This window comes from Maricaulis sp. (assembly GCF_017643475.1).
In the GTDB taxonomy this organism is placed as follows: domain Bacteria; phylum Pseudomonadota; class Alphaproteobacteria; order Caulobacterales; family Maricaulaceae; genus Maricaulis.
On sequence record NZ_JAEPNI010000002.1, the window covers coordinates 428,341 to 450,660 of the forward strand.

Consider the following 22,320-nt stretch of genomic DNA (forward strand, 5'->3'; position numbering starts at 1 on the left):
TCAAATGTCCGAGAAACGACGCTCAATCGAAGATCCCAATCGCCTCGCAGGTCCTGAGAAGGCTGCGGTAATCCTGCTCGCCCTGGGCGAAGAGGACCATGGCCTGTGGAACCATCTCGATGAGGAAGAAATCCGTGAAGTTTCGCAGGCCATGTCCAATCTGGGCACGATCTCTGCGTCTGCCGTCGAGAAACTGATTGTCGATTTTGTCGGCCAGATGTCCTCGACCGGCTCCCTCATGGGCTCGTTCGAGGCGACCCAGCGTCTTCTGACGTCCTTCCTGCCGGGCGAGAAGGTCGAGACCATCATGGAAGAGCTGCGTGGTCCCGCCGGCCGGACCATGTGGGACAAGCTGGGCAATGTGAACGAGGTGGTTCTCGCCAACTATCTCAAGAATGAATATCCCCAGACTGTTGCCGTGGTTCTCTCCAAGGTGAAGTCGGAACATGCCTCGCGTGTTCTCGGCGCCCTGCCGGAAGATTTCGCGATGGAAGTCGTGACCCGCATGCTGCGCATGGAGCCGGTCCAGCGCGAGATTCTCGACCGTATCGAGGAAACGCTGCGCACCGAATTCATGTCCAATCTGGCCCGCACGTCCAAACATGACAGCCACGAGATGATGGCGTCGATCTTCAACAATTTCGATCGCCAGACCGAAAACCGTTTCCTGGCTGCGCTGGAAGAACGCAATCGCGACAGCGCTGAGAAGATCCGCTCCTTGATGTTCGTCTTCGAGGACCTATCCAAGCTCGACCCGGGCGGTATCCAGACACTGATGCGCTCGATCGACAAGGACCAGATGGGGCTGGCGATGAAGGGCGCGTCGGACAGCCTGCGCGACCTGTTCTTCTCGAACATGTCCGAGCGCGCAGCCAAGATCATGAAAGAGGACATGAACGCGTTGGGCCCGGTCCGTCTGAAGGATGTCGACCAGGCCCAACAGAGCATTGTTGCCATGGCCAAGGACCTCGCCGCGAAAGGCGAGATCATGCTGGCCGATGGCGGTGCCGACGACGAACTGATCTACTAGGAGCCCGCCCGTGCAACAACAGCCGACGAAATTCCATTTCGACACTGAGTTCGACCACAACGGCGAAGTGCTCCGTGAAGGTGAAAGCTACAAGCGTTTCTTCACCCAGGACGATGTCGACGCCGCGCGTATGTGGGGTGTCGAGGAAGGTCGCGAGATGGAGGAAGGTCGCTGCGCCCAGTCGCTGCAAGCGATCGCCGCCCAGATGCAGCTCATCCTGGCGCGCCTGACCACGGAATCCGAACAGCTGCGCAATGAAGCCGTCATGCTGGGCATCACCGCGGCCCGCAAGCTCGCCGGCGAAGCGCTGAACCAGTTTCCGGCCGATGCCATTGAGGACGTGGTCCGCGAGGCGGTGATGGATCTGCGTGGCGAGCCACGTTTTTCCGTCCGATGCGCGCCTGACCTGGTGGAAATGCTCGCCGAGCAGCTCGAAAAGACCGCGCGTGACTGTGGCTTTGACGGTGCCGTTGTCGTGCGCGGCGAGGAAGGCATGACCGCAGGCGATATTCGCCTGGAATGGGGCAAGGGCGCGATCCAGCGCAGCCAGGCCGATGTCGAAACGCGTCTCGACGAGATCACCGAACGCTGGCTGGCCGCCCCGACTGAAGACGCAGACCCGATTGATCCCGCAGCCGGCGTACAGCCCGGCTCATCAGCGGCGTAAGGAGGCCAGATATGGCTGACGAAAATAACCTCGACCTGCCCGATCTGGGCAATGAAATGCCGGACATGCCCGCGGAACAGGCGCCTGCTGTGCCTGCCGAGGCCATGATGGAAGAAGAAGAAAAGGCGGCCGCCGACCTGGCGCCGGTCTTCGACGTCCCGGTCAATATCTCTGCCGTTCTCGGCAAGGCGCATATCGATGTAAACTCGCTGCTCAAGCTGACCTCGGGCTCCGTCGTCGAGCTGGATCGCAAGATCGGTGAAGCCATCGATATCTACGTGAATAACCGTCTCGTCGCCCGCGGCGAGGTCGTTGTCGTGGAGGATCGCCTCGGCGTGACCATGACTGAAATCATCAAGGACGGGGACGCAGCATGATGCAGCGCCTTGGTAACAAGAAAAAAATGGAGCGGACGCAATGCGAGTCCTGATCGTTGGAAGCCTTGGCGGGCAGCTTTACACCGCCACAAAAATCGCCACCGACCGCGGAGCCAGCGTCTCCCAGGTCGATACGATCGAACAGGCAACCGCGCACCTGCGGGCCGGCCGGGGGGCCGACCTGCTCATGGTCGACCTGTCGCTGGATGTTCAGTCCCTGATCGACGCCAATGAGCGTGAGCGCATCACGGTCCCGGTTGTCGCCTGTGGCGTCAATGTCCGCCCGGAGATGGCGGCGGCTGCCATCCGCGCAGGTGCCAAGGAATTCATCCCGCTGCCGCCGGATGCCGAGCTGATCGCCGCTGTTCTCGAGGCTGTTGCCGACGACGAACGCGCCATGATCGCCCGCGACTCGTCCATGACGGCGGTCATCGAACTGGCCGATCGCATTTCAGCCTCTGAAGCCTCTGTCCTGATCACCGGTGAAAGCGGTGCGGGTAAAGAGGTCATGGCCCGCTACGTTCACTCCAAGTCCAAGCGGGCTTCCAAGCCGTTTGTGTCCGTGAACTGTGCGGCCATCCCGGAAAACCTGCTGGAATCCGAACTCTTCGGTCACGAGAAAGGCGCGTTTACCGGCGCCATCGCCCGCCGCGTGGGTAAGTTCGAGGAGGCCGATGGTGGTACGCTTCTCCTCGACGAGATCTCGGAAATGGATGTGCGACTGCAAGCCAAGCTGCTGCGTGCGATCCAGGAACGCGAGATTGACCGTGTCGGTGGTACGAAACCGGTCAAGGTGGACATCCGCATCCTGGCGACGTCCAACCGCGATCTGCGCAAGGCCGTTGCCGATGGCTCCTTCCGCGAAGACCTGCTCTTCCGCCTGAATGTGGTCAATCTGGCCCTGCCGCCGCTGCGCGAGCGCCCGACCGACATCATCGCCCTGGCCGATCATTTCGTGAAGAAATACTCCGCTGCCAACCAGGTGGACGAAAAGCCGATTTCCGACGCGGCCCGCACCCAGCTGCTGGCCCGCGAGTGGACCGGTAACGTCCGCGAACTGGAAAACGCTATGCACCGTGCGGTTCTGCTGGCCTCCGGCCGCGAGATCGGTCCGGACGCGATCCGCATGCCGGATGGTTCTGCCTTCACCGGCTCCGGTTCCAGCGTCACCCGCCACGCCGCCGATGCTGCTGACGCGGTTCAGCGAGTGGTCGTCGGCAAGACGGTTGCCGAAGTCGAACAGGATCTCATCCTCGACACGCTGGACCACTGCCTGGGCAACCGGACACATGCCGCCAACATTCTCGGCATCTCGATCCGCACCCTGCGCAACAAGCTGAAGCTCTATGCCGACCAGGGTGTCGACATTCCACAGCCGAACCAGACTACCGCGGGCATTTCCGCAGCCTGACAGGACTAAGACGTGGCAGATACAGCAGGTAGTAACCAGACCCCGGCCACCGGTGCCGGCGGGTTCGACTTTCAGGCTTTCCTGAACCGCACGCTGCGGGGCGATGTCGCCCTGGCCGTGGGTATTCTCGGCATTCTGGTGATGCTGTTGCTACCGATGCCGAGCCTGTTGCTCGACCTGTCGCTGGCGACCTCCATCTCGATTGCCGTCCTGGTCCTGATGACAGCGCTCTTCATCAAGAAGCCGCTGGAATTCTCGGCCTTCCCGGCTGTACTGCTGATCACCACGCTCCTGCGCCTCGGCCTCAACATCGCCTCGACCCGTCTGATCCTGTCCCGCGGTCACGAGGGCACGGACGCTGCCGGCGAGGTCATCGAGGCCTTTGGTGCCTTTGTCATGCAGGGCAATGTCGTGATCGGCGTCATTGTCTTTGCCATCCTGGTGATCGTGAACTTCGTCGTCATCACCAAGGGTTCCGGCCGTATCGCCGAAGTTGCTGCGCGCTTCACCCTGGATTCCATGCCCGGCAAGCAGATGGCCATTGATGCGGACCTCTCCGCCGGCCTGATCACCGAGAACGAGGCCCGCGAACGCCGCAAGGAACTTGAGGGCGAAAGCAATTTCTACGGTGCCATGGATGGTGCCTCGAAATTCGTGCGTGGTGATGCCATGGCCGGCCTGATGATTACGGCCATCAACCTGATCGGCGGTATCATTATCGGTGTGGTCCAGTCCGGCATGCCGTTCGCCGATGCTGCTGCAGCCTATTCCACCCTGACCATCGGTGACGGCCTCGTCTCCCAGATCCCGGCCCTGATCATCTCGGTTGCCGCGGGTCTCCTGGTCTCCAAGGCCGGTGTTGATGGCGAAGCCGACAAAGCCGTGTTCGGCCAGCTGACGGCCAATCCTCAAGGCCTTGGTCTGGTGTCCGGTGTCGCCCTGATCGTCGGCGTCCTGCCGGGCATGCCGTTCATTCCGTTTGCGATGATGTCTGCCGGCGCCGGCGCGCTGGCCTGGATGAACCGGGATATCCAGGAAAGAAAGGCCGCCGAGAAGGAAGCCGCCCGCATCGCTGCCGAACAGCCCGAGGAAGAGGAAGTTGCTCCGGAGGACGCCCCGATCGAGGATAGCCTCACCATTGACGAGCTGAAGATCGAGCTGGGTTACGGCCTGCTGCCGCTGATCAATGACGTGGATGGCCGCAAACTCACCGACCAGATCAAGGCGCTGCGCCGCTCGCTGGCCGAGGAGATGGGCTTTGTCACACCGGCTGTCCGCATTATCGACAACATGCAGCTGGGCAATCAGGAATACTCCATCCGCGTCAAGGAACTGGAGGCCGGCAAGGGCGATCTGGAACTGAACAAGCTGCTGGTCATGGATCCGGCGGGTCTGCCGATCGACATGGCCGGCGATCACGTCAAGGAACCGGCCTTTGGCCTGCCAGCGACCTGGATCGAGGAAAGCCTGCGCGAGGAAGCCTCTTTCCGTGGTTACACCATCGTCGAGCCGGCCGCTGTCATGGTTACGCACCTGACCGAGATTCTCCGCGAGAACATGGCGGACCTCCTGTCCTACGCAGAAGTCGAGAAGCTGATCGACAAGCTGTCCAAGGAGCACAAGAAGCTGGTCGAAGATATTGCGCCGGCCCAGATCAGCCGCGCAGGCATCCAGCGTGTACTGCAGACGCTGATCAAGGAACGCATTTCTATCCGCGACCTGCCGACCATTCTGGAAGGCATCGCCGAAGCCAGCGCCACGACTCAGAATCTCGACGCGATTGTCGAACATGTGCGCACGCGCCTGTCCCGACAAATTTGTTATTCAAACCGTGCGCCGGACGGAAATCTGCCGGTCATGGCCCTCTCCCCGCACTGGGAACAGGCCTTCATGGAAGCCCTGGTTGGCGATGGCGAGCGCAAACAGCTCGCCCTGGCCCCGTCCAAACTTCATGACTTTGTCGCTGCAGTTAGAAACTCTTTCGAAACCGCTTCAGCTCAGGGTCAGGTACCAGTACTGCTGACGAGCCCGCTGATTCGTCCGTATGTGCGTTCTCTGGTTGAGCGATTCAGGCCTCAGACGGTCGTGATGTCGCAAAATGAAATTCACCCGAGCGCGCGCCTGCAGACCCTCGGTCACGTCGGTTAACGACAACAATTTAACTGGTCCGACCTCGTATGCGCCTCAAGACCTTTGCAGCCCAGACTCTGACTCAAGCCATGTCAGACGTCCGCCATGAAATGGGCCCCGATGCCGTCATCATCGCCACGTCGGACGGCCCGGACGGCGGTGTACAGGTCCGCGCGGCCACCGAAGCGCCCATGCGCAACGAGCCCGTCGAACCAGTCCGGGAGATCTCCGAACGTCTGATTGAGGATGCCGATATCGAGCGCGGTGCTTTCGAGGACGCCCAGCTGGACCGTGTCATCCATGCGCTGGGTTATCACCGTGCGCCGGGTATCGCCGCCCAGGCACTGATGCGTTCGGCTCAGGATCTGGCCGACGGCCATTCCGTTGCCCGCCTCGCCCATGCCATGGAAAGCCGCTACACCTTCCAGCCCCTGCCCGCAGTTCCCGAACACCCGGTCCTGTTCGCCGGCACGCCGGGTGTCGGCAAGACCTCTACCCTGGCCAAGACCGCCGCGCGCTGTGTCGCCGCAGGGGCGTCACCAACCCTGATTTCCTGTGATGGCGAGCGCGCCGGGGCCGATGCCCGTCTGCGTGCACTGGCCGAAAAGATGCGGGCCGGTTTCCGCGCTGTAGATGATCCGCGCGAGATGGCTGATGTCATGGCCGAGATCGAGGGCCCGGTCCTGATCGACAGCCCGGCGGTCAATCCGTTCGAGCTGGACGATCTAGACATGACGCTCGCCTTTGCCGACAGCGCCGAGGCCGAGATCGTTTATATCTTTGATGCAGGCCTTTCCGCAGAAGATGCTGAGGACGCCGCCTCTCTGTTTGCCTCCATCGGCGCCAGCCGCGCCATTCCGGTCAAGCTGGACTGCGCGCGCCGCATGGGCGCCATTCTCGGTGTCGGAGAAACAGGTCTGGCCTTCGCACAGATTTCCTCCACCCCCTTCATCGGTGGTGGCCTGGCGCCGGCAACGCCGCTGCGTCTCGCTCGTGCGCTGATCGAAGACCGGCTCACCCCCTTTGACGACGAGGACATGTGATGAAGATTGCATCGGCACCCCAGTCACGCGCCGCTGGCCGCATCCTCGCTATCGCTTCCGGCAAGGGCGGTGTTGGCAAGACCACGCTCGCCATTGGCATGGCCCGCGCCCTCTCCCAGATGGATGAACGTGTCCTGTTGATGGATGGCGATCTGGGCATGGCCAATATCGACGTCCAGCTGGGCCTGCAGCCCTCGGCTGACATCACCAGCGTCATCAATGGCCGGGTTAACCTGGCCGATGCGACCGCGCCTGCCCTGGGCGGTTCGGAGGAACGCGGTGGTTTTGATGTGATTTCCGGTCGTTCAGGTTCGGGTGCGCTGGCCAATATCTCCGGTCCGAGCCTGACCAAGCTGGCCAGTGGTGTCGCCGCGCTGGCAATGTCCTATGACCGCGCCATTCTCGACCTGGCTGCCGGTGCCGACAAATCCACCGTGCGCCTGGCCCTGACGGCCGACGACGTCATCATCGTCATCAATGACGAACCGACCTCGCTGACCGATGCCTATGCCTTTGTGAAAACCCTGCGCCTGCATGATGATGGCGCCTCGCCCCTGGTCGTGGTCAACAACGCCCCGACAAGACAGGCGGCCCACGAGGCCTTCGGCGCATTCAAGAAAACCTGTGAGGCCTTTTTGAGCTTCACACCCACCCTGGCCGGGGTGATCCGCCGCGACGAGGCGGTCCCGGCCGCGATCCGGGCCCAGGCCTGCCTGTCCGTTCGCTCTCCGGCGAGCGAGGCGGCAAAAGATCTCCAGTCCTTGGCGGGAACACTCGCAAGAGGCAAGGAAGCCGCGTAGACTGGCCCCGGGGACAAGTTCAGCGCTTGGGGGCGCACCGCGTATGTATGACTCGTTTTATGATCGCCTGTCGCAGGGTTTCACACCGTTTGACTGGTGGCTGATTATCGTTCTGTCACTGGTCGCCGCGCTGATCATGCGCAAATGGCCACAATGGCCGGCCGCCGCCGCAATCGCCTTCATGGCCGATGCCGTCGCACCCTTCTTCTACCGCTGGGCGACCGGGGTTCCGGCAGATTTCGCCTTCGACTTCGCCTTCTCCCGCCTGGATGAACGCGGCGGCGTTGTGGTGCTGTTGAGGCTGGCGATCTACATGGTCACGATCGGTCTGATCTACTGGACCAAACGCCGGTATTCGAAGCTGTGATCGAGGCAGCGCTTCTGTCTCTGGCCCTTCAGAGTTCCGAATGCCTCTTCGAGAACGAAGCCATCGGCCCATGGGTGACTGAACACCCTGCGATTTCTGCGGTCATCGCGGACGCACCAGCAAGACACGGTGGCTGAAGATATGGACCAGTCCGGCCATGAGATCTCTGTCGCGCAATCGGGCTGCGGTGATTTCCTGGTGACCCTGCAAAGTATCGTCCCGACTGAAACCCTGAACTCCGGCGAACTCGCTCCTCTCCACACCATGTTGGAGATGACGCCGTGTCTCGCGGACCCGGAACTCATCGCTGAGCTGCTGAACAGCCAATGCCCGGGGCGAAACATTGATATTGAACTTGATCTACTAGCCAAAACAACCAGCCGGTCCGCGATCGAATTTGGCCTGCGCCAGTCTGTATCGGCGTCTGATCATACCTGTACGGTTCATTGCACGCTGAATGGCTAGTGCGTGCCGGGGCGACGTTTAGATCCTACGCATGGCAGCTAGCTTAACACGGTCGGCCTGATCTACTGGACCAAGCGGTGCTTTTCGTGGCTTTAGGTGGCTCTACTCCTGACAAGAAAACTTTTCCCCCGGACTTGTTCCGGGGCCTCGCAAACGTGGGAGATTTCTCTCCTCCATTGGTAGGCCCCGGCCTTCGCCGGGGGAAAAGGTGGGAGAGAAAGAGGTACGACTACTCCACCTCAGAAACCTGGCTGCTCAGGACAACCTGCGCTTCCTCCCAGGCCGTCTCGGTATCGGCTATGCCAAACAGGATACGCTGACCGGCATCCAGGACCGGGCCGTAGAGCAAGGTGCCCTCGGCATCATCATCGATGTGGAAACGATATCCCGCGTCTTCAGCCTCGAGCGCGTCGAAATACCCACGCACCAGCGCCCAATAGTCCGCCGTAGCGTCCCAGTAATCATACGCCGCCTGGGCCGAAAACAGTTCGGTGCGGGTATAGGTGTTCACACCCTGCTCGCGCACAATCTCACGCTCGGTACCATCACGCAGGGCGATCTTCGAATTGTCCTGTTCATGGATCCAGCCCCAACCGGTCACGGTGTGGCGGTTGACGGCGGCGATGGTGTCATAATCATCCCGGGTGGTGTCATCACGGCGCGGCAACGGACGCCAGGACACGGGCGGTTCCCAGGTCGACGCCTCCGGCGCGTGATCCCAGGCCGCGACCGCTGCGTAACGCGGGCTGTCATCAACCTGATAGACCGTCTGCGACCAGGCCCCTGCCCCGTCAACATGGCTCACCGCCTCTACGGTCCATTCGTCATGGCCCTGGAAGGCCAGCACGGTGTCCGGCTCATAGCGCCAGTCCTGGCGCCAGTGTTTGACGATGAAGGGATTGTCCTCACTGCCAACCACCAGCAGGTGCTGGAGCATGATGAACTCGCCCGTGTCCTCGACGACGACAACCACTTCGCGGGCCGGCGTGTGTTTCGGTTCGACAAGTTCATACCCCGGCGCAATGGCCACGGTTTCAATGAACTCGAAGGTCACGGCATACTCGCCCTGCATGGCCAGGATCGCCTCGCGATCGCGCTGGAAATCGGCCTCGGAGCGATCAGCGATTGCAGGCACTGACACATCGCTGGTCGTTGCGCAGGCGGTCAGCATCATCGAGGCGGCCAGCCCCGGGATCAGAAACTTCATTTGGATATCCCCAATTTTTCTACATGTAAGATGCGAATGATTCCTACTTGCGTTCGCAGAAACTTCTGCCATGAGTATCGCTACTGATAATCATTCGCAACTCTGAACTTCATAAAGGGACGAAAAATGAAACTCGTGTGGTTGAGTTCCGCGGCACTCGCCGTGGCCCTGGCGCCAGGCGCGCTGACACCGGCAGCTCTGGCACAGGATGATGCAGGAGACCGTGAGGTCATCACCGTTGAGGCGACCAAGACCGAGCTGGAAAGCTTCATCTATCCCGGCCTCACCTCCTCGATCGATGCGGAGGATCTCGACCTCGCCCAGCCGGTGGATCTGGATGACCTGCTGCGCGCGGTGCCCGGCGTCGATGTGCCGGGTGGCCCGCGTCGAACCGGACAGACGATCTCATTGCGAGGCCAGGGCCGAGACAACACCACCCTGCTGATGGATGGCGCCCGCCAGAACTTCACCTCTGGCCATGATGGCGCGATCTTCGTGGATCCCAGCTTGTTGGTCGGGGTTGAGACGGTTCGCGGGCCGGCCTCCGCACTCTACGGATCAGGCGCATCCGGCGGTGTGGTCGCCTTCCGCACGGCCGGTGCGCACGACCTGCTCGATGCCGGAGAGAGCTGGGGTTTCGAACTTGGCGCTGGCTATCGATCAGTGGACGAGGAGCAACGCGGGACCGCGACGGTTTACGGCGTTCGAGGTCAGTTAGACGCCCTCGCCTCCCTTTCCTTCCGAGACAGTGGCGACATCCGCCTCGGCTCCGGGGCAGACCTGCCGGCGGACGACAACTCGCTTTCCGGCCTGGTCAAACTGGGCGCAGACCTGTCGGTCGGTGTCCGTGCAGAGTTGAGCTGGCAGTATTTCGATGGCGACACGACCGAGCCGAACAACGGCCAGGGTGTTGCGGGCGTTGGCGCGTTCAACGCCCTCGTCGACAAGGATATCCAGAGCGACAACATAAATATGGCATTGGACATAACTCCGCCCAGCATCAGATGGCTGGACATGAATGTCTCGATCTATCGCAACGAAACCGGTGTTACCGAGGCCGAGACCGCCAGCACCCGTTTGCTGCGCCGCGACCTGGAAACAACCGGCATCAGTGCTGATCAGCGCTTCGCTTTTGATCTGGGTCGCTATGAAAGCGCCCTCACGATCGGTGGTGAATACTATGAAGACACCCAGGATGGCGGCGACAGTGCGGACGCCAACGGCATTCGCGGTGGGGCTCCGGACGCAGAAGCCAGCTTCACGGCCTTCTACGCCCAGCTGGAGATGCAGGGCCCTGCCCCGTTCGGCCTGCCTGGCGAAATCGTCGTTCTGCCGGGCATCCGCAATGACAGTTTCGAGACGGCTTCGGCCACCTCACTGGCGGCAGAAAACGATGCGACATCCGCGCGTTTCGGTGTCACCTATGCGCCGATCAGCGCGTTCAACATGTTCGTGAACTGGGGCGAAGCCTTTCGCGCGCCATCGATCAACGAGCTCTATATCGATGGCACGCACTTCTCGCTGCCACACATCATCCTCGGCCCGCCGACCTTCATCTCCAACGAGTTCATCGCCAATCCGAATCTGATGCCGGAAGAGACAGAAACCCTGGAAATCGGCTTCAGCCTGGACCTCGCCGATCGGATCGGTGTCGACCAGCTGACCCTGCGCACCTCCTGGTTCGAAACCGACGCGGAAAACCTGATCGACCTGTTTGTCGACTTCCAGTTCGACCCGACCTGTTTCGCGCCGCCCTTCTTTGCGCCCTGTTCTGCCGGAACCACCCAAAGCCGCAATGTCGGCAGTGCCGAACTGTCCGGTTATGAAGGCCAGATCAATTTCGCCAACGGTCCGCTGAGCATTGATGCAAGCTGGTCTGCTGTCGATGGCGAGGATGCTGCAACCGGCGAGGCGCTGGGAAGTCTGACGCCGAACCGCATTTTCGTGGATGCACGTTATGACTTCGGCGATCACATGCTGCTGGGCACGCGTCTCCAGATGGCTGGCGACTATGACAAACCTGCCAATACCGCTGACCACCGCGAAGCCTATACCGTTATCGACCTTTATGGCCGCTTCCGTCCCTTCGACAATGGCCTGACCTTGAATGCAGGCATCGAGAATGTCTTTGACGAGGACTATGAGCGCGTTTTTGCAGGCGTCTCCGAACCGGGTCGGTCGCTGCGTTTTGATGTGAGCTGGCGGCAGAATTTCTAGCCGAGAATTCTGACCACACTCACACCAAGGGCGGGCCGGTTCCCCAGTACCGGCTCGCCCGTTTTTTCGTACGCTGCGGGACGCCGATGCGTTGAATTCCAGACATGAAACGAGCCGAGCCTTGCCAGACCCGGCTCGTTTTTCAGATCTCTGGCGCCAGGCTAGTGCGCGCGGCGGTGACGGATAGAGGCCATCTCGTCCAGCTCGGCCTGTTCGGCTTCACGCAGGGCTGCCTCGGCCCGTGCGACACGGCGCTCTTCGAGCAACTCGTATTTCTTGAGTTCCTGGAACGCCTCGGACAGCCGATTGCGCAAAGCATCGGACTGTGCTTCCACCTCGGACAGCGACGCGCGGATGTTGTCCTTGCGCTTGATGACCGCCTGGGCATAGGAGCCATAGGCGAGATAACCGTCCTTGGACTGGGTCGCGACGGCCTGTTCTTCCGGAACCGAAGCCTCCAGCCGTTCAATCTGACTGATCAGGGCCGCCTTCGAGCGATCGAGCTCGGCCATTTGTTTTTGTAATTCTTCCACCTTGAACCGGGCCAGCCGAATCAGAGGTTCGTGCGAGCGTGCCATTACGCTACTCCTTCACCACCACCTAGTATCCCCGCCAGTGCTGCGAAGGTCGACGGAATGTCCGTCGCCTCGTCTTTTGACTGACCGAGGAACGCTTCCAACGGATCGTTGAGAGCGATTGCCCGGTCCACCACCGGGTTTGATCCCTGGGTGTAAGCCCCCAGACGGATCAATTCCTCCATGTCGGCATAAGCCGACAAAACCTTGCGCGCCTCGGCGACCAGCGGCCGCTCTTCAAGCGCGTAAACCTCCGGCGCCGTCCGGCTGACAGACTTCAATACGTCGATTGCCGGGTAACGTCCGCGTTCCGCGATCGCCCGGCTCATCACCACGTGCCCGTCCAAAATACCTCTCACCGCATCCGCCACAGGTTCGTTATGATCATCACCATCCACCAAAACAGTGAAAAGTCCGGTAATGGATCCCTGTTTTCCACCATCATTGCGTTCCGGCCCCGGTCCGGCCCGCTCAAGTAGCCGTGGCAATTCAGCAAATACGGATGGCGTATAACCGCGCGTGGTCGGCGGCTCACCTGCCGCCAGACCGATTTCACGCTGTGCGAGGGCAAAACGGGTCACGCTGTCCATCAGGCAGAGCACATCCTTGCCCTGGTCCCGGAAAAACTCAGCCGTTGTCAGGGTCAGATGCGCGGCCTGGCGACGCGCCAGCGCCGGGGCGTCAGAGGTCTCGGTGATGACCACAGAGCGCGCCCGGCCTTCCGGTCCCAGCACATCCTCGACAAATTCACGCGCTTCCCTGCCCCGCTCGCCGATCAGGCCGATGACGATGACATCGGCATCACAGCCCTGCGCCAGCATGGACATCAAAACGGATTTACCGACACCCGAGCCGGCGAAGATACCCAGACGCTGGCCTCGGCGCATGGGAACGAATGTATTGAGCACCCGCACACCCAGATCCATGCGCTCGCCCAGACGTGCACGTCCGTGCGCACTCGGCGGATTGCCCTTCAGCGGATAGGGATTGGCGCCTTCCATCAGCGGTGCGCCATTGTCCAGCGGACGACCGAAACCGTCGAGCACCCGCCCCAGCCAGCTGGGCGACGGTCGCACACGCGCGGGTCCCGGCGATAACAGTGTCTTTGCTCCGGGGCGGACACCTTCCAGCGGACCGAAGGGCATCATCAAGGCCGTCTCGCCGCGAAAACCGACGACCTCGCACTCTGCAGGTCCCATCGGGGTCTCGATTGTCGCGTGGGCGCCCAGGCTGAGCCCCGCCTGGGGCCCCTCCGCCTCGATCAGCAGACCATTGAGAGCCGTGACGCGTCCTTCCAGGACACGTGCATCGAGGCGCTCAATGCGATCGATAAGGGTCTGCATCATGGGCGTTTTTGGCTCCGGTCTTCACGGACTTCTGTCCGATTCACCAAGAATATAACCCAAGCCGGTTGCGCACGCGTAAACGGGCGGCAGAAATTGCCGTGTTATTTTTTAAGCTGCAGCGGTTCACTTCTGCGGCCATCACGTTATGTTCCCGGCCTCATGCGGAGCTGGGGCGCCGAAGATGTGAACGCCCACCTGCTCGAGGCCGGAAGAGTCTCGCACAGCTTCGATCACGTAGTCATTGCACAGCCGGTTTGGCTTGGTTGTGCCTTAATAGCTGACGGGAGACACCATATGCCGCCCGCCAATACGAATATTATCGCCGGTTCGCGCCCCAAGAAAAAAGCGCAGAGCCGCCGTCACCGGTCCAATCTTTACGGTCAGATCCAGGACACCAAGTTCAACCGCTACATCCAGCACGACCTGGCGCAATACCGTCGTTATGTCGAAGAAGGTGGTGCGGCTGTCTATTCCATGTCCGAGCTGGACGCGCTGGCCAAGTCCGGCGTCTCCGATCGCCTGCCGCCGCGCGCCACGGGATACTATCTCGACCTGGCCAAGCGCAGCGAAGCGATTCGCAACCTGATCAAGGCCCGTCCGGAAGAAACCGAGGATCTGTCCGGTGAAGCCGACCCGTCCAACCAGCTGAGCTACAGCCCGATCCCGGGCCTGTTGCACAAGTATGAGCTGGTCCTGCTGTATGTCGTACGCACCTGCTCGTCCTGGTGCCGCTATTGCTATCGCTCGGATTTCCTGACCGGCAAGACCGGCAAGGACACAGCCTCCATCCACGAGATCGTGGAGTATATTGAGGACCACAACGCCAAGGCGGCACGTGGCGAGACCTCTCGCCCGCGCATCCGCGAAGCCCTGCTGTCCGGTGGTGACCCGATGGTCCTGTCGAACACCAACCTGTTCGACTATCTCAACGGGCTGGCTGAAGCCGGCCTCGACATCATCCGCATCGGCACCAAGGAAATGGCCTTTTTCCCGGAGCGGTTCGACGACAACTTCTTTGACATGCTAGACCTGTTCCACGAGCTGCACCCGGATGTGCTGGTCAGTTTCATGGTGCATTTCACCCATCCTGACGAGTTCCTCGCGCTGGATGCGCATGGCGGCTACACCTATGACCATCACGGTCGCCCGGCCCGCAATCCCGCCGTGGAAGGTGTCATCCGTCGTATGCGCAGCCGCTCCTTTGTGACGCTGGAAAACCAGACACCGATCATCGACAGCGTCAATGATGACGAGAACACGCTGCGTATCCTGCAGCGCGAAATGAAGCGCCTGGGCGTGAACAATCACTATTTCTTCCAGTGCCGCGAGATCGAGGGGCATCGTGCCTTTGCCGTACCGGTCGAGCGCTCCTACCAGCTGCACCGGGACAGCCAGCACGGCCTGTCAGGCATTGAACGTTCGCGTTTCTCCCTGTCGACCGAGGCCGGCAAGATGGAAGTCGTGGGCATGATCGATCCGATGCCGGAAATGGCAGGCGTTGACAGCCACCTCGCCGAGGCGATGGCGGACGGGCTGATCATCTTCCGCCTGCACCGCACGCCCAAGGAACACCTGCAGGGTGACATCGTGATCGCCCGCCGCAATCCGGACGCCCTGTGGCTGACTGGATATGAGGACCGCATTCTCTTTGACGGCCGCAAGGATGATTTCGACGCCCGCGCGGCCACGCTCCTGGCACTGGCGAATTCGCGTCTACAGGCTGCGGAATAGCCATCGAATCTGTGGAAAATAACTTTTCCCCACCCAAATGCAGAAACAATTTGAGCCCGAAACACACGTTTCGGGCTCTTTTTTCGACTGGATCAAGCATACTTTATGCAGGTGATATTTGATACGAGGCCCGTCTGAAAGCCCTTACCTATCAGGGACCTCTCCCATAAACACCTAATGGTTAACGCGGAATCCGAATCGGTCAGAGTCAATGAAATCCCGCTCAGCTGCGATTCCGAAACATGGTCAAGGCGCAGTTAACTTTCGTTAAGGGTTTCCGCATAGCGTCCGAATAAGGTTAATTCAGAGCTGAGACCGGACGACGCTGATTCGTCCGCCATTAAAACCGGAGGCGAGCCATGCGGGTTCTTCTTATTGAAGATGATCGGGCAACAGCCCAGTCCATCGAGTTGATGCTTAAATCCGAGGGCTTCAACATCTACACCACCGACCTGGGTGAAGAAGGTGTCGATCTCGGAAAGCTGTACGATTACGACATTATCCTTCTCGACCTGAACCTGCCTGACATGCCGGGCTTTGATGTTCTCAAGACGCTCCGTGTCTCCAAGGTCGACACGCCGATCTTGATCCTGACCGGCAATGCGGACATCGACAACAAGGTTCGCGGCCTTGGCTGTGGCGCTGATGACTACATGACCAAGCCGTTCCACAAGGACGAGATGATCGCTCGCATCCATGCTATCGTACGCCGCTCCAAGGGCCACGCCCAGAGCGTCATCCGCACAGGTTCTGTTGCAGTCAATCTCGACGCCAAGACGGTTGAGGTCGATGGCCAGCGCGTCCACCTGACGGGCAAGGAATACCAAATGCTGGAGCTGCTTTCCCTGCGCAAGGGCACGACCCTGACCAAGGAAATGTTCCTGAACCATCTCTATGGCGGCATGGACGAGCCGGAACTGAAGATCATCGACGTCTTCATCTGCAAGCTCCGCAAGAAACTTGCTGCCGCCACCGATGGCGAACACCATATCGAGACAGTCTGGGGCCGTGGCTATGTCCTGCGTGACCCGGTCGAGGAAAAGGCAGCGTCCTGATAACCGGTCTCAGTGTTACGAAAAGGCCCGGGCAAACGCCCGGGCTTTTTTGTGTCTAGCATGCTGGTTGCTGAACCCCGGCACCCAGATCCAAATGAAAACGGCCCCGCTTTCGCAGGGCCGCTGTCAGGGTAAGATCACTTGGCAGTCTACGCGGCGCGTGTCGTGCGTCCGGAACCGGCTTCTGCACGCCCGTAGAGGCCGCGCTTGCCCTCAACCGGGACAAAGTCCTTGGACAGACCGACAACAGTTTCTGCGGCCCCCATGACGAGATAACCGTCATTTGGCGTCTGGCGGGCGATGCGCGAGAGAACCTGTTTCTTGGTTTCCGGATCGAAATAGATCAGCACATTGCGGCAGAAGACGACGTCGAAATTGCCCAGGCTGGCGATCGGCTCCAGCAGATTGTGCTTCTGGAAATTCACCATCTGCCGGATATTCGGCTTGATGCGCCACTGGTCACCGTTCTGCTCGAAATGCTGGACGAGACGCTGAATGGCCAAGCCACGCTGGACCTCAAACTGGGAATAGACACCGGCCTTGGCCTTTTCCAGGACTCGCGGCGCCATGTCGGTGGCGACAATCTCGAAACGCTTGCCGCCGAGACGCGCGCGTTCTTCCTCGAGCAGCATGGCCAGGGAATACGGTTCCTGACCAGAGGAACAGGCTGCACACCAGATGCGGATCGTGGATCCGGCACCGCGGGCGCGGGTCAGCACCGGCAGGATATCGTTCTTGAACAGGTCAAACGGCGTGTTGTCACGGAAGAAAAAGGTCTCGTGCGTCGCCAGGGCTTCAGTGATCGCCCACAGCAAGCGGTCGCTCTGATCGCGACGGGCTGCGGATAAAAGCGCATCAATTGACGGGAAGCCTTCAGCCCGGGCAAGCGGCGCAAGCCGGCTTTCGAGGAGGTAGCCCTTGTCAGCCGACAATACGAGGCCAGAGCGTTTGAACGCTTCTGCGGCGACGAATGTGATGTCGTCTTGTTTGATCATTTTACAGCCCACCTTTCGCGCGTTGTACAATGGCAGATCCCATGTCCTTCAGGGGGAGGATCTCATCCGCCAGACCGGCCTCGGCAACGGCCCCGGGCATGCCCCATACAACACTGGTTTTTTCGTCTTGAGCCAGGACCGTGCCGCCTGCATTTCGCAGTGCTCGCGCGCCTTCCCGGCCATCATGTCCCATTCCGGTCAGCACCACGCCCAAGGCCACGCCCGAGGTCGCTTCGGCAACAGACTGGAACAGCGGATCAACGGCCGGCCGACAGAAATTGATCGGTGGCGTTTGATCCAGGCAAGCATAATACCCGCCGGCATCCTTGCGGATCGTCAGGTGAAAATCACCTGGTGCAATGTAAAGGGTCGCCGGTTTCAGGCGCTCCTTGTCCACTGCTTCCTTGCAGGTCAGCTTGCCTGCCTTGGTGAGATGTTCACCCAGAATTTTCGTGAACAGCGCCGGCATATGCTGTGCCAATACGATCGGCGCCTTGATATCAGCGGGTACAGCCTCGATCACCTCGCGCAGGGCCTGCGGACCACCGGTCGAAGAACCGATGGCGATAATCTGGGGCATGCCCTTGGCTTTGGGCGTATTTCCACGCGCGATCGGCGACCTGGCAACCGGGGCAAAGGCGCGTTTGGCGGGAGCCTTCTCCTTGGCCGTCGGCGCACGGAAGGTCCGGCCTGTCGGTTGTCCCGGCTGGGCAACCTTGCCCGCAGGCAATTCCATACGCTTGCGCGGCGCAAGCGCCTTCAGCTTGGAAATCAACGTGTCGCGGAACTCATCCGCACCAGCCAGACGGCCGGCCTGTGGTTTTGGCGTGTAGTCTGCGGCGCCCATGGAGAGGGCGCGGATCGTCACCTCACCGCCGCGTCGGGTCAGGGTGGATGCCATCACGACCTTGCAGGTCGGAACCGCCTTGAGCAGCAGGGGAAGTGCTGCGAGGCCGTCCATTTTCGGCATTTCGACATCAAGAACGATCAGGTCCGGCTGCAACTCCTTGGCGCGCTCGAGACCCTGCTCACCGTCGACAGCGGAGCCGATCAGTTCGAGATCTCGGTCTTCCTCGATCCAACGGGTCATCAGCCCCCGCGCTACCGCGGAGTCGTCGATGACCAGCACCCGCGCTATGGACTGGGATGCTGCAGATTGTGACGGATTGGCAGACATTCAGTGCCCCTTCAGGACGCGCGCAACAAACCGGTTTGCTGAAATTTCGATTCGATGATGTCGCCATCAAACGGCTTCATGACGTATTCGTCGGCACCGGCACGAAGTGCCTCGGTGATGTGCGCCATGTCGTTTTCAGTCGTACAGAACACGACCACCGGCTGATCACCGGCTTCCTCTCGGCGAAGCGCCTTGACGAAGTCCAGGCCGTTCATGACCGGCATGTTCCAGTCGAGCAGAACCGCATCCGGCATCTGCTTGCGGCACGCTTCCAGGGCTTCGGAGCCATCTGCGGCTTCGACGCACTCGAAATCGAGCTCTTCGATGATTTTGCGGGCGACTTTGCGAATTACGCGGCTGTCGTCCACTACGAGACAAGTTTTCATCCACTTTCCCCTTACGCGGCTTCAGCTCCGGCTGCCGAACCGATCACGGCAGATACATCCAGAACCGCCAAAAGTTCTTTTTCCAGTTTGTGCACACCCTTGACCATCGAACGGAAAGTTGCGTCGACATGAGCGGGCACTGGTTCGAGTTCAGCGCTTGGTCTGCGAAGAACCTCACCAACACTGTCCACGATTAATCCAAAGATTTCGCTACCACGCTCCACACCGAGTGCCATTCCAGCATCTCCGGCCTCGCGCGGCGGCAGTCCAAGGCGGCGGCGTGCGTCAATTGCGGTGACGATACGACCGCGGAGATTGAGCAGTCCGGCGACTTCTGACGGTGCCAGCGGTACTTCGGTGACGGATTGGGGAGTGAATACCTCGCGGATCGCATTGACCGGGGCGCCAAAGAGCTGGTCGCCGATACGAACGGATACGTATTCGTTGACGGCTTCTGCACTCAGCTCATTCACATCGTTCTGGTGACCGGTCATGCCGCATTCTCCTGGTGGGAAACTTGGTCAAGGGTTGCGATAAGCGCGCTGCGATCGGAACGCGGCAGTACAGCCGTGAGGCCCTCGCCGCTACCGTCATCGGGCCAGTCCGTGACAGCGACAGTCGGCAGGTCTGCCCACATGCCAGACGCCTGGATACGCGCCAGCGCTGCCGGATCACCGACAAGAACATCAAACTGCTCCTCGGCTTCGGCGATGGAGTTGACTTCATGCATGCCGCCCGTCGGGGTGACGTCGTAGCCAGCGGCAGCCAGCAGCGGTGCGATCATGCGGCGCGCAAAGGCGTCCGCGTCAACAAGCAGCACGCGGCGGCGGCGCTTGGAGGTGCGACGCTGGATATCGCCAGCCCGGGACTGGTCAAGATACCAGGCGATGTCGACGACATCCGTGGCCTTGCCCTTGATGATGGCGGAACCGATAACACCCTCGCGGTCGGAACCCATCTGCAGGTCGACACGCTCTTCGACCACATCGACGATCTCGTCGACAGCCAGGCCGATGGAAGTGTGGTTCTCGGCGAAGACCAGAACCGGCTGGCGCTGCCCTTCGGTGCACTGGATCTGATCGCCCAGCGGTACGATCGGCATCAGGCGGCCACGATACTGGACCACATTGTGGCCGTTCGTGTGCTCGATGTTGTCCGGATCGAATTCCTCGAGACGTGTGACGAGAGAGAGTGGAACCGCTTTCGGCTCCTCGCCGCCAGCGCGAACCAGCAGCAGGCGTTGGGTTTGAGGCATGTCACTGTTGGCTGCTGCAAGTGCCTCTGCAGAGCTTTCCTCTTCCATGGCGGAGACGATATCGCCTGCCAGTCCGTTCGGGTCGAGGATCATGATAACGGATCCATCACCCAGGATGGTCGCGCCGGAATAGGCGGAGACGCCGCGCAGGCTTTCCGACAGCGGCTTCACAACGATTTCCTCGGTGTCGAGAACATTGTCGACGACCACGCCGACATTGCGGCCGCCCGCATCGAGAACAACAACAAATCCGGCTTCATCTTCCCCCGGATCGCCACTGTCGAGGCGCAGGACGCCTTGCAAATCGACTATAGGCATCAGACGGTCACGCAGTCGCATGACGCTGGCGCCGTTGAGCTTCTCAACCGTATGCTCGGAACCCATGCCGACACGCACCAGCTCGCGAACCGCCAGCTGCGGAATGGCAAAACGCTGTTCCTGGCAGCCCACGATGAGCGCGGAAACGATCGCAAGTGTCAGCGGGATTTTGATGGTGAAGTGGGAACCACGACCAGTCGTGGACGATACATCCACGACGCCGCCGATCTGTTCGATATTCGTGCGCACCACGTCCATGCCGACACCGCGGCCGGAAAGGTTTGTGACCTTGGCTGCCGTCGAGAAGCCCGGCGCAAAGATGAAGCGATGGATCTGCGCCTCGGTCATACGCGACAGTTCTTCGTGCGTAGTCAGGCCTTTTTCCAGGGCCTTGTCGCCGATGCGCTTGGTGTCCAGGCCCTTGCCGTCATCGGCAATGGCAATGATGATGTGACCGCCTTCGTGATAGGCAGAGAGCTTGATGATGCCCTTCTCGGTCTTGCCCGCCTTCACACGATCTTCCGGCATCTCCAGGCCGTGGTCGGCCGAGTTGCGGACCATATGGGTCAGCGGATCCTTGATCAGTTCGAGAACCTGACGGTCCAGCTCGGTATCCTGGCCTTCCATGACCAGTTCAATCTTCTTGCCCAGATCCGTGGAAACATCGCGGATGATGCGGGGAAGCTTGCGCCAGGCATCTCCGATCGGCTGCATCCGGGTCTTCATGACACCGTCCTGCAGCTCGCCGGTTACGGCAGACAGGCGCTGTAGCGGGCCTTTCAGGTCATCGTCTTCCAGACCACGCACAGTCTGCATCAACTGGTTACGTGTCAGTACAAGCTCGGAAACCGTCGTCATCAGCGCTTCAAGCACGTCAACGCCGACACGTACTGTCTGCTGGACACGCGGCCCGCCTTCGGCGGAAGCAGCATCACCGCCGCCCTTGAGCTCCGCCATGGCTGTGGCCAGAGCTTCTTCGGTGCTCATATCCTTGGTGATCAGATCCGGCGTGCCCGGCTCCATGCCCGGATCCGGCTCGGCAGCTGCGAAGGCCGCTTCCAGCTCGGCAGCGGAAACTTCGCCCGGACGCAGTTCGCGGCCCAGATCGGGATCAAAATCACCGGTCTTGAGGTGGCCTTCGCTTTCAGCAGCGGCAGTATCGGCCGGATTTTCGACAGGCACATCTGATTCCGCATTCTGGAACGCGGCTTCCAGATCGGCGAGAGAGACTTCACCCGGGCGCAGTTCGCGGCCCAGATCCTGGTCGTAGTCATCAGGCACTTCCGGTTCGGCCGGAGCGGCGTCCTCGGCAGAGGCGCCCGTATTCAGCTTGCCCATGGCTGCGTCTTCGAGACGCTTGATCAGGGCGCCGTCATCGCCGGCCGGTTCGGCACCGGTTGCTTCCAGCGATTCCAACAGCACCTTGATCTGATCGATCGACTCCAGAACCAGGGTCACCATGGGTGGCGAAACCTGCAATTCTCCGTCACGGAACTTGCCCAGCAGGGTTTCACCTGCGTGTGCAACCGCTTCCAGGCGCGGCAGCCCAAGGAAGCCGCAAGTACCTTTAACGGTGTGAAGAAGACGGAAGATATTATCGAGGATCGCCCGATCGTCCGGGTTATTCTCGAAACGCACCAGTTCGGAGTCGATGACGTCAAGACTTTCCGCGGTCTCGGTCAAAAACTCGCTGATGAGATCATCCATGACAGGCCTCGTATCTTAGGAGTGGACGCACGACTGCGTCTGATTCCCTCGAAACGTGCCA

General features: G+C 60.7%; 20 protein-coding genes. 12 read left to right on the forward strand and 8 right to left on the reverse strand.

Going from position 1 to position 22,320, the window contains the following annotated elements:
* Window positions 1-4: 4 nt before the first annotated feature.
* From fliG to JJ889_RS09420, 9 genes are all read left to right on the forward strand, one after another.
* On the forward strand, window positions 5-1,030 hold the full coding sequence (gene fliG / locus JJ889_RS09380; RefSeq protein ID WP_291894202.1) for a flagellar motor switch protein FliG: 1,026 nt from the start codon (window positions 5-7) through the stop codon (window positions 1,028-1,030).
* A 10-nt stretch (window positions 1,031-1,040) separates the two neighbouring features.
* Complete coding sequence (locus JJ889_RS09385; protein ID WP_291894205.1) at window positions 1,041-1,697, forward strand: FliH/SctL family protein; 657 nt, start codon at window positions 1,041-1,043, stop codon at window positions 1,695-1,697.
* Window positions 1,698-1,708: 11 nt separating this feature from the next.
* Window positions 1,709-2,074, forward strand: coding sequence for a flagellar motor switch protein FliN (gene fliN, locus JJ889_RS09390; protein WP_291894208.1), 366 nt, complete (start codon window positions 1,709-1,711; stop codon window positions 2,072-2,074).
* 40 nt (window positions 2,075-2,114) lie between these two features.
* Complete coding sequence (locus tag JJ889_RS09395; RefSeq protein ID WP_291894211.1) at window positions 2,115-3,485, forward strand: sigma-54 dependent transcriptional regulator; 1,371 nt, start codon at window positions 2,115-2,117, stop codon at window positions 3,483-3,485.
* Between the two features lie 12 nt (window positions 3,486-3,497).
* Window positions 3,498-5,633, forward strand: coding sequence for a flagellar biosynthesis protein FlhA (gene flhA, locus JJ889_RS09400; protein WP_291894214.1), 2,136 nt, complete (start codon window positions 3,498-3,500; stop codon window positions 5,631-5,633).
* 71 nt (window positions 5,634-5,704) lie between these two features.
* Window positions 5,705-6,658: a flagellar biosynthesis-like protein (FlhF) gene (locus JJ889_RS09405; RefSeq protein WP_291894217.1), complete on the forward strand. Its 954-nt coding sequence runs from the start codon at window positions 5,705-5,707 to the stop codon at window positions 6,656-6,658.
* Window positions 6,658-7,458, forward strand: a complete 801-nt coding sequence (locus JJ889_RS09410) for an AAA family ATPase (RefSeq protein WP_291894220.1) — start codon at window positions 6,658-6,660, stop codon at window positions 7,456-7,458. The genes JJ889_RS09405 and JJ889_RS09410 overlap by 1 nt, the downstream gene beginning before the upstream one ends.
* Before the next feature lie 43 nt (window positions 7,459-7,501).
* Window positions 7,502-7,825 (forward strand): hypothetical protein, encoded by a 324-nt coding sequence (locus tag JJ889_RS09415; RefSeq protein ID WP_291894224.1) that lies wholly within the window; start codon window positions 7,502-7,504, stop codon window positions 7,823-7,825.
* Window positions 7,826-7,954: 129 nt separating this feature from the next.
* A complete protein-coding gene (locus tag JJ889_RS09420) occupies window positions 7,955-8,290 on the forward strand; it encodes a hypothetical protein (protein ID WP_291894227.1) in 336 nt (111 codons plus the stop codon).
* Window positions 8,291-8,519: 229 nt separating this feature from the next.
* Here the strand turns inward: JJ889_RS09420 and JJ889_RS09425 are convergent, their stop codons facing one another.
* Window positions 8,520-9,497 carry a DUF6607 family protein gene (locus JJ889_RS09425; RefSeq protein WP_291894230.1) on the reverse strand — a complete coding sequence of 326 codons (978 nt, stop codon included), beginning with the start codon at window positions 9,495-9,497 and terminating at the stop codon, window positions 8,520-8,522.
* A 126-nt stretch (window positions 9,498-9,623) separates the two neighbouring features.
* Here JJ889_RS09425 and JJ889_RS09430 point away from each other — a divergent pair, with 126 nt between their 5' ends.
* Window positions 9,624-11,714: a TonB-dependent receptor gene (locus JJ889_RS09430; RefSeq protein WP_291894234.1), complete on the forward strand. Its 2,091-nt coding sequence runs from the start codon at window positions 9,624-9,626 to the stop codon at window positions 11,712-11,714.
* A 161-nt stretch (window positions 11,715-11,875) separates the two neighbouring features.
* Here JJ889_RS09430 and fliJ read toward each other — a convergent pair whose 3' ends face one another.
* Both fliJ and fliI read right to left on the reverse strand, forming a co-directional pair.
* A complete protein-coding gene (fliJ, locus tag JJ889_RS09435; RefSeq protein ID WP_291894237.1) occupies window positions 11,876-12,292 on the reverse strand; it encodes a flagellar export protein FliJ in 417 nt (138 codons plus the stop codon).
* Window positions 12,292-13,632: a flagellar protein export ATPase FliI gene (gene fliI, locus JJ889_RS09440; protein ID WP_366940089.1), complete on the reverse strand. Its 1,341-nt coding sequence runs from the start codon at window positions 13,630-13,632 to the stop codon at window positions 12,292-12,294. Before fliI ends, fliJ begins: the two co-directional genes overlap by 1 nt.
* A gap of 297 nt (window positions 13,633-13,929) precedes the next feature.
* On the opposite strand from fliI, the gene JJ889_RS09445 reads away from it, so the two are divergent.
* On the forward strand, window positions 13,930-15,366 hold the full coding sequence (locus JJ889_RS09445; protein ID WP_291894243.1) for a hypothetical protein: 1,437 nt from the start codon (window positions 13,930-13,932) through the stop codon (window positions 15,364-15,366).
* Between the two features lie 359 nt (window positions 15,367-15,725).
* A complete protein-coding gene (gene ctrA / locus JJ889_RS09450) occupies window positions 15,726-16,421 on the forward strand; it encodes a response regulator transcription factor CtrA (RefSeq protein ID WP_291894246.1) in 696 nt (231 codons plus the stop codon).
* Between the two features lie 149 nt (window positions 16,422-16,570).
* Here the strand turns inward: ctrA and JJ889_RS09455 are convergent, their stop codons facing one another.
* Genes JJ889_RS09455 through JJ889_RS09475 form a run of 5 tightly spaced genes read right to left on the reverse strand, consistent with a single transcriptional unit; the run spans window position 16,571 to window position 22,259 of the window.
* Window positions 16,571-17,416, reverse strand: coding sequence for a protein-glutamate O-methyltransferase CheR (locus tag JJ889_RS09455; protein WP_291894249.1), 846 nt, complete (start codon window positions 17,414-17,416; stop codon window positions 16,571-16,573).
* Window position 17,417: 1 nt separating this feature from the next.
* Window positions 17,418-18,593 carry a chemotaxis response regulator protein-glutamate methylesterase gene (locus JJ889_RS09460; protein WP_291894252.1) on the reverse strand — a complete coding sequence of 392 codons (1,176 nt, stop codon included), beginning with the start codon at window positions 18,591-18,593 and terminating at the stop codon, window positions 17,418-17,420.
* A gap of 11 nt (window positions 18,594-18,604) precedes the next feature.
* Complete coding sequence (locus JJ889_RS09465; protein ID WP_291894255.1) at window positions 18,605-18,979, reverse strand: response regulator; 375 nt, start codon at window positions 18,977-18,979, stop codon at window positions 18,605-18,607.
* 11 nt (window positions 18,980-18,990) lie between these two features.
* Window positions 18,991-19,473, reverse strand: a complete 483-nt coding sequence (locus tag JJ889_RS09470; protein ID WP_291894258.1) for a chemotaxis protein CheW — start codon at window positions 19,471-19,473, stop codon at window positions 18,991-18,993.
* Window positions 19,470-22,259: a chemotaxis protein CheW gene (locus tag JJ889_RS09475; protein WP_291894261.1), complete on the reverse strand. Its 2,790-nt coding sequence runs from the start codon at window positions 22,257-22,259 to the stop codon at window positions 19,470-19,472. The genes JJ889_RS09470 and JJ889_RS09475 overlap by 4 nt, the downstream gene beginning before the upstream one ends.
* Between the last annotated feature and the right edge of the window lie 61 nt (window positions 22,260-22,320).

Excerpts from the sequence above, each read along its gene's own strand:
- JJ889_RS09395 (WP_291894211.1), top strand. The coding sequence starts at position 2,115 with ATGCGAGTCCTGATCGTTGGAAGCCTTGGCGGGCAGCTTTACACCGCC.
- JJ889_RS09455 (WP_291894249.1), bottom strand. The coding sequence starts at position 17,416 with ATGATCAAACAAGACGACATCACATTCGTCGCCGCAGAAGCGTTCAAA.
- JJ889_RS09430 (WP_291894234.1), top strand. The coding sequence starts at position 9,624 with ATGAAACTCGTGTGGTTGAGTTCCGCGGCACTCGCCGTGGCCCTGGCG.
- JJ889_RS09460 (WP_291894252.1), bottom strand. The coding sequence starts at position 18,593 with ATGTCTGCCAATCCGTCACAATCTGCAGCATCCCAGTCCATAGCGCGG.
- fliG (WP_291894202.1), top strand. The coding sequence starts at position 5 with ATGTCCGAGAAACGACGCTCAATCGAAGATCCCAATCGCCTCGCAGGT.
- JJ889_RS09425 (WP_291894230.1), bottom strand. The coding sequence starts at position 9,497 with ATGAAGTTTCTGATCCCGGGGCTGGCCGCCTCGATGATGCTGACCGCC.
- JJ889_RS09410 (WP_291894220.1), top strand. The coding sequence starts at position 6,658 with ATGAAGATTGCATCGGCACCCCAGTCACGCGCCGCTGGCCGCATCCTC.
- fliN (WP_291894208.1), top strand. The coding sequence starts at position 1,709 with ATGGCTGACGAAAATAACCTCGACCTGCCCGATCTGGGCAATGAAATG.
- JJ889_RS09470 (WP_291894258.1), bottom strand. The coding sequence starts at position 19,473 with ATGACCGGTCACCAGAACGATGTGAATGAGCTGAGTGCAGAAGCCGTC.
- JJ889_RS09445 (WP_291894243.1), top strand. The coding sequence starts at position 13,930 with ATGCCGCCCGCCAATACGAATATTATCGCCGGTTCGCGCCCCAAGAAA.
- JJ889_RS09415 (WP_291894224.1), top strand. The coding sequence starts at position 7,502 with ATGTATGACTCGTTTTATGATCGCCTGTCGCAGGGTTTCACACCGTTT.
- fliJ (WP_291894237.1), bottom strand. The coding sequence starts at position 12,292 with ATGGCACGCTCGCACGAACCTCTGATTCGGCTGGCCCGGTTCAAGGTG.
- JJ889_RS09405 (WP_291894217.1), top strand. The coding sequence starts at position 5,705 with ATGTCAGACGTCCGCCATGAAATGGGCCCCGATGCCGTCATCATCGCC.
- JJ889_RS09475 (WP_291894261.1), bottom strand. The coding sequence starts at position 22,259 with ATGGATGATCTCATCAGCGAGTTTTTGACCGAGACCGCGGAAAGTCTT.
- fliI (WP_366940089.1), bottom strand. The coding sequence starts at position 13,632 with ATGCAGACCCTTATCGATCGCATTGAGCGCCTCGATGCACGTGTCCTG.
- ctrA (WP_291894246.1), top strand. The coding sequence starts at position 15,726 with ATGCGGGTTCTTCTTATTGAAGATGATCGGGCAACAGCCCAGTCCATC.
- JJ889_RS09465 (WP_291894255.1), bottom strand. The coding sequence starts at position 18,979 with ATGAAAACTTGTCTCGTAGTGGACGACAGCCGCGTAATTCGCAAAGTC.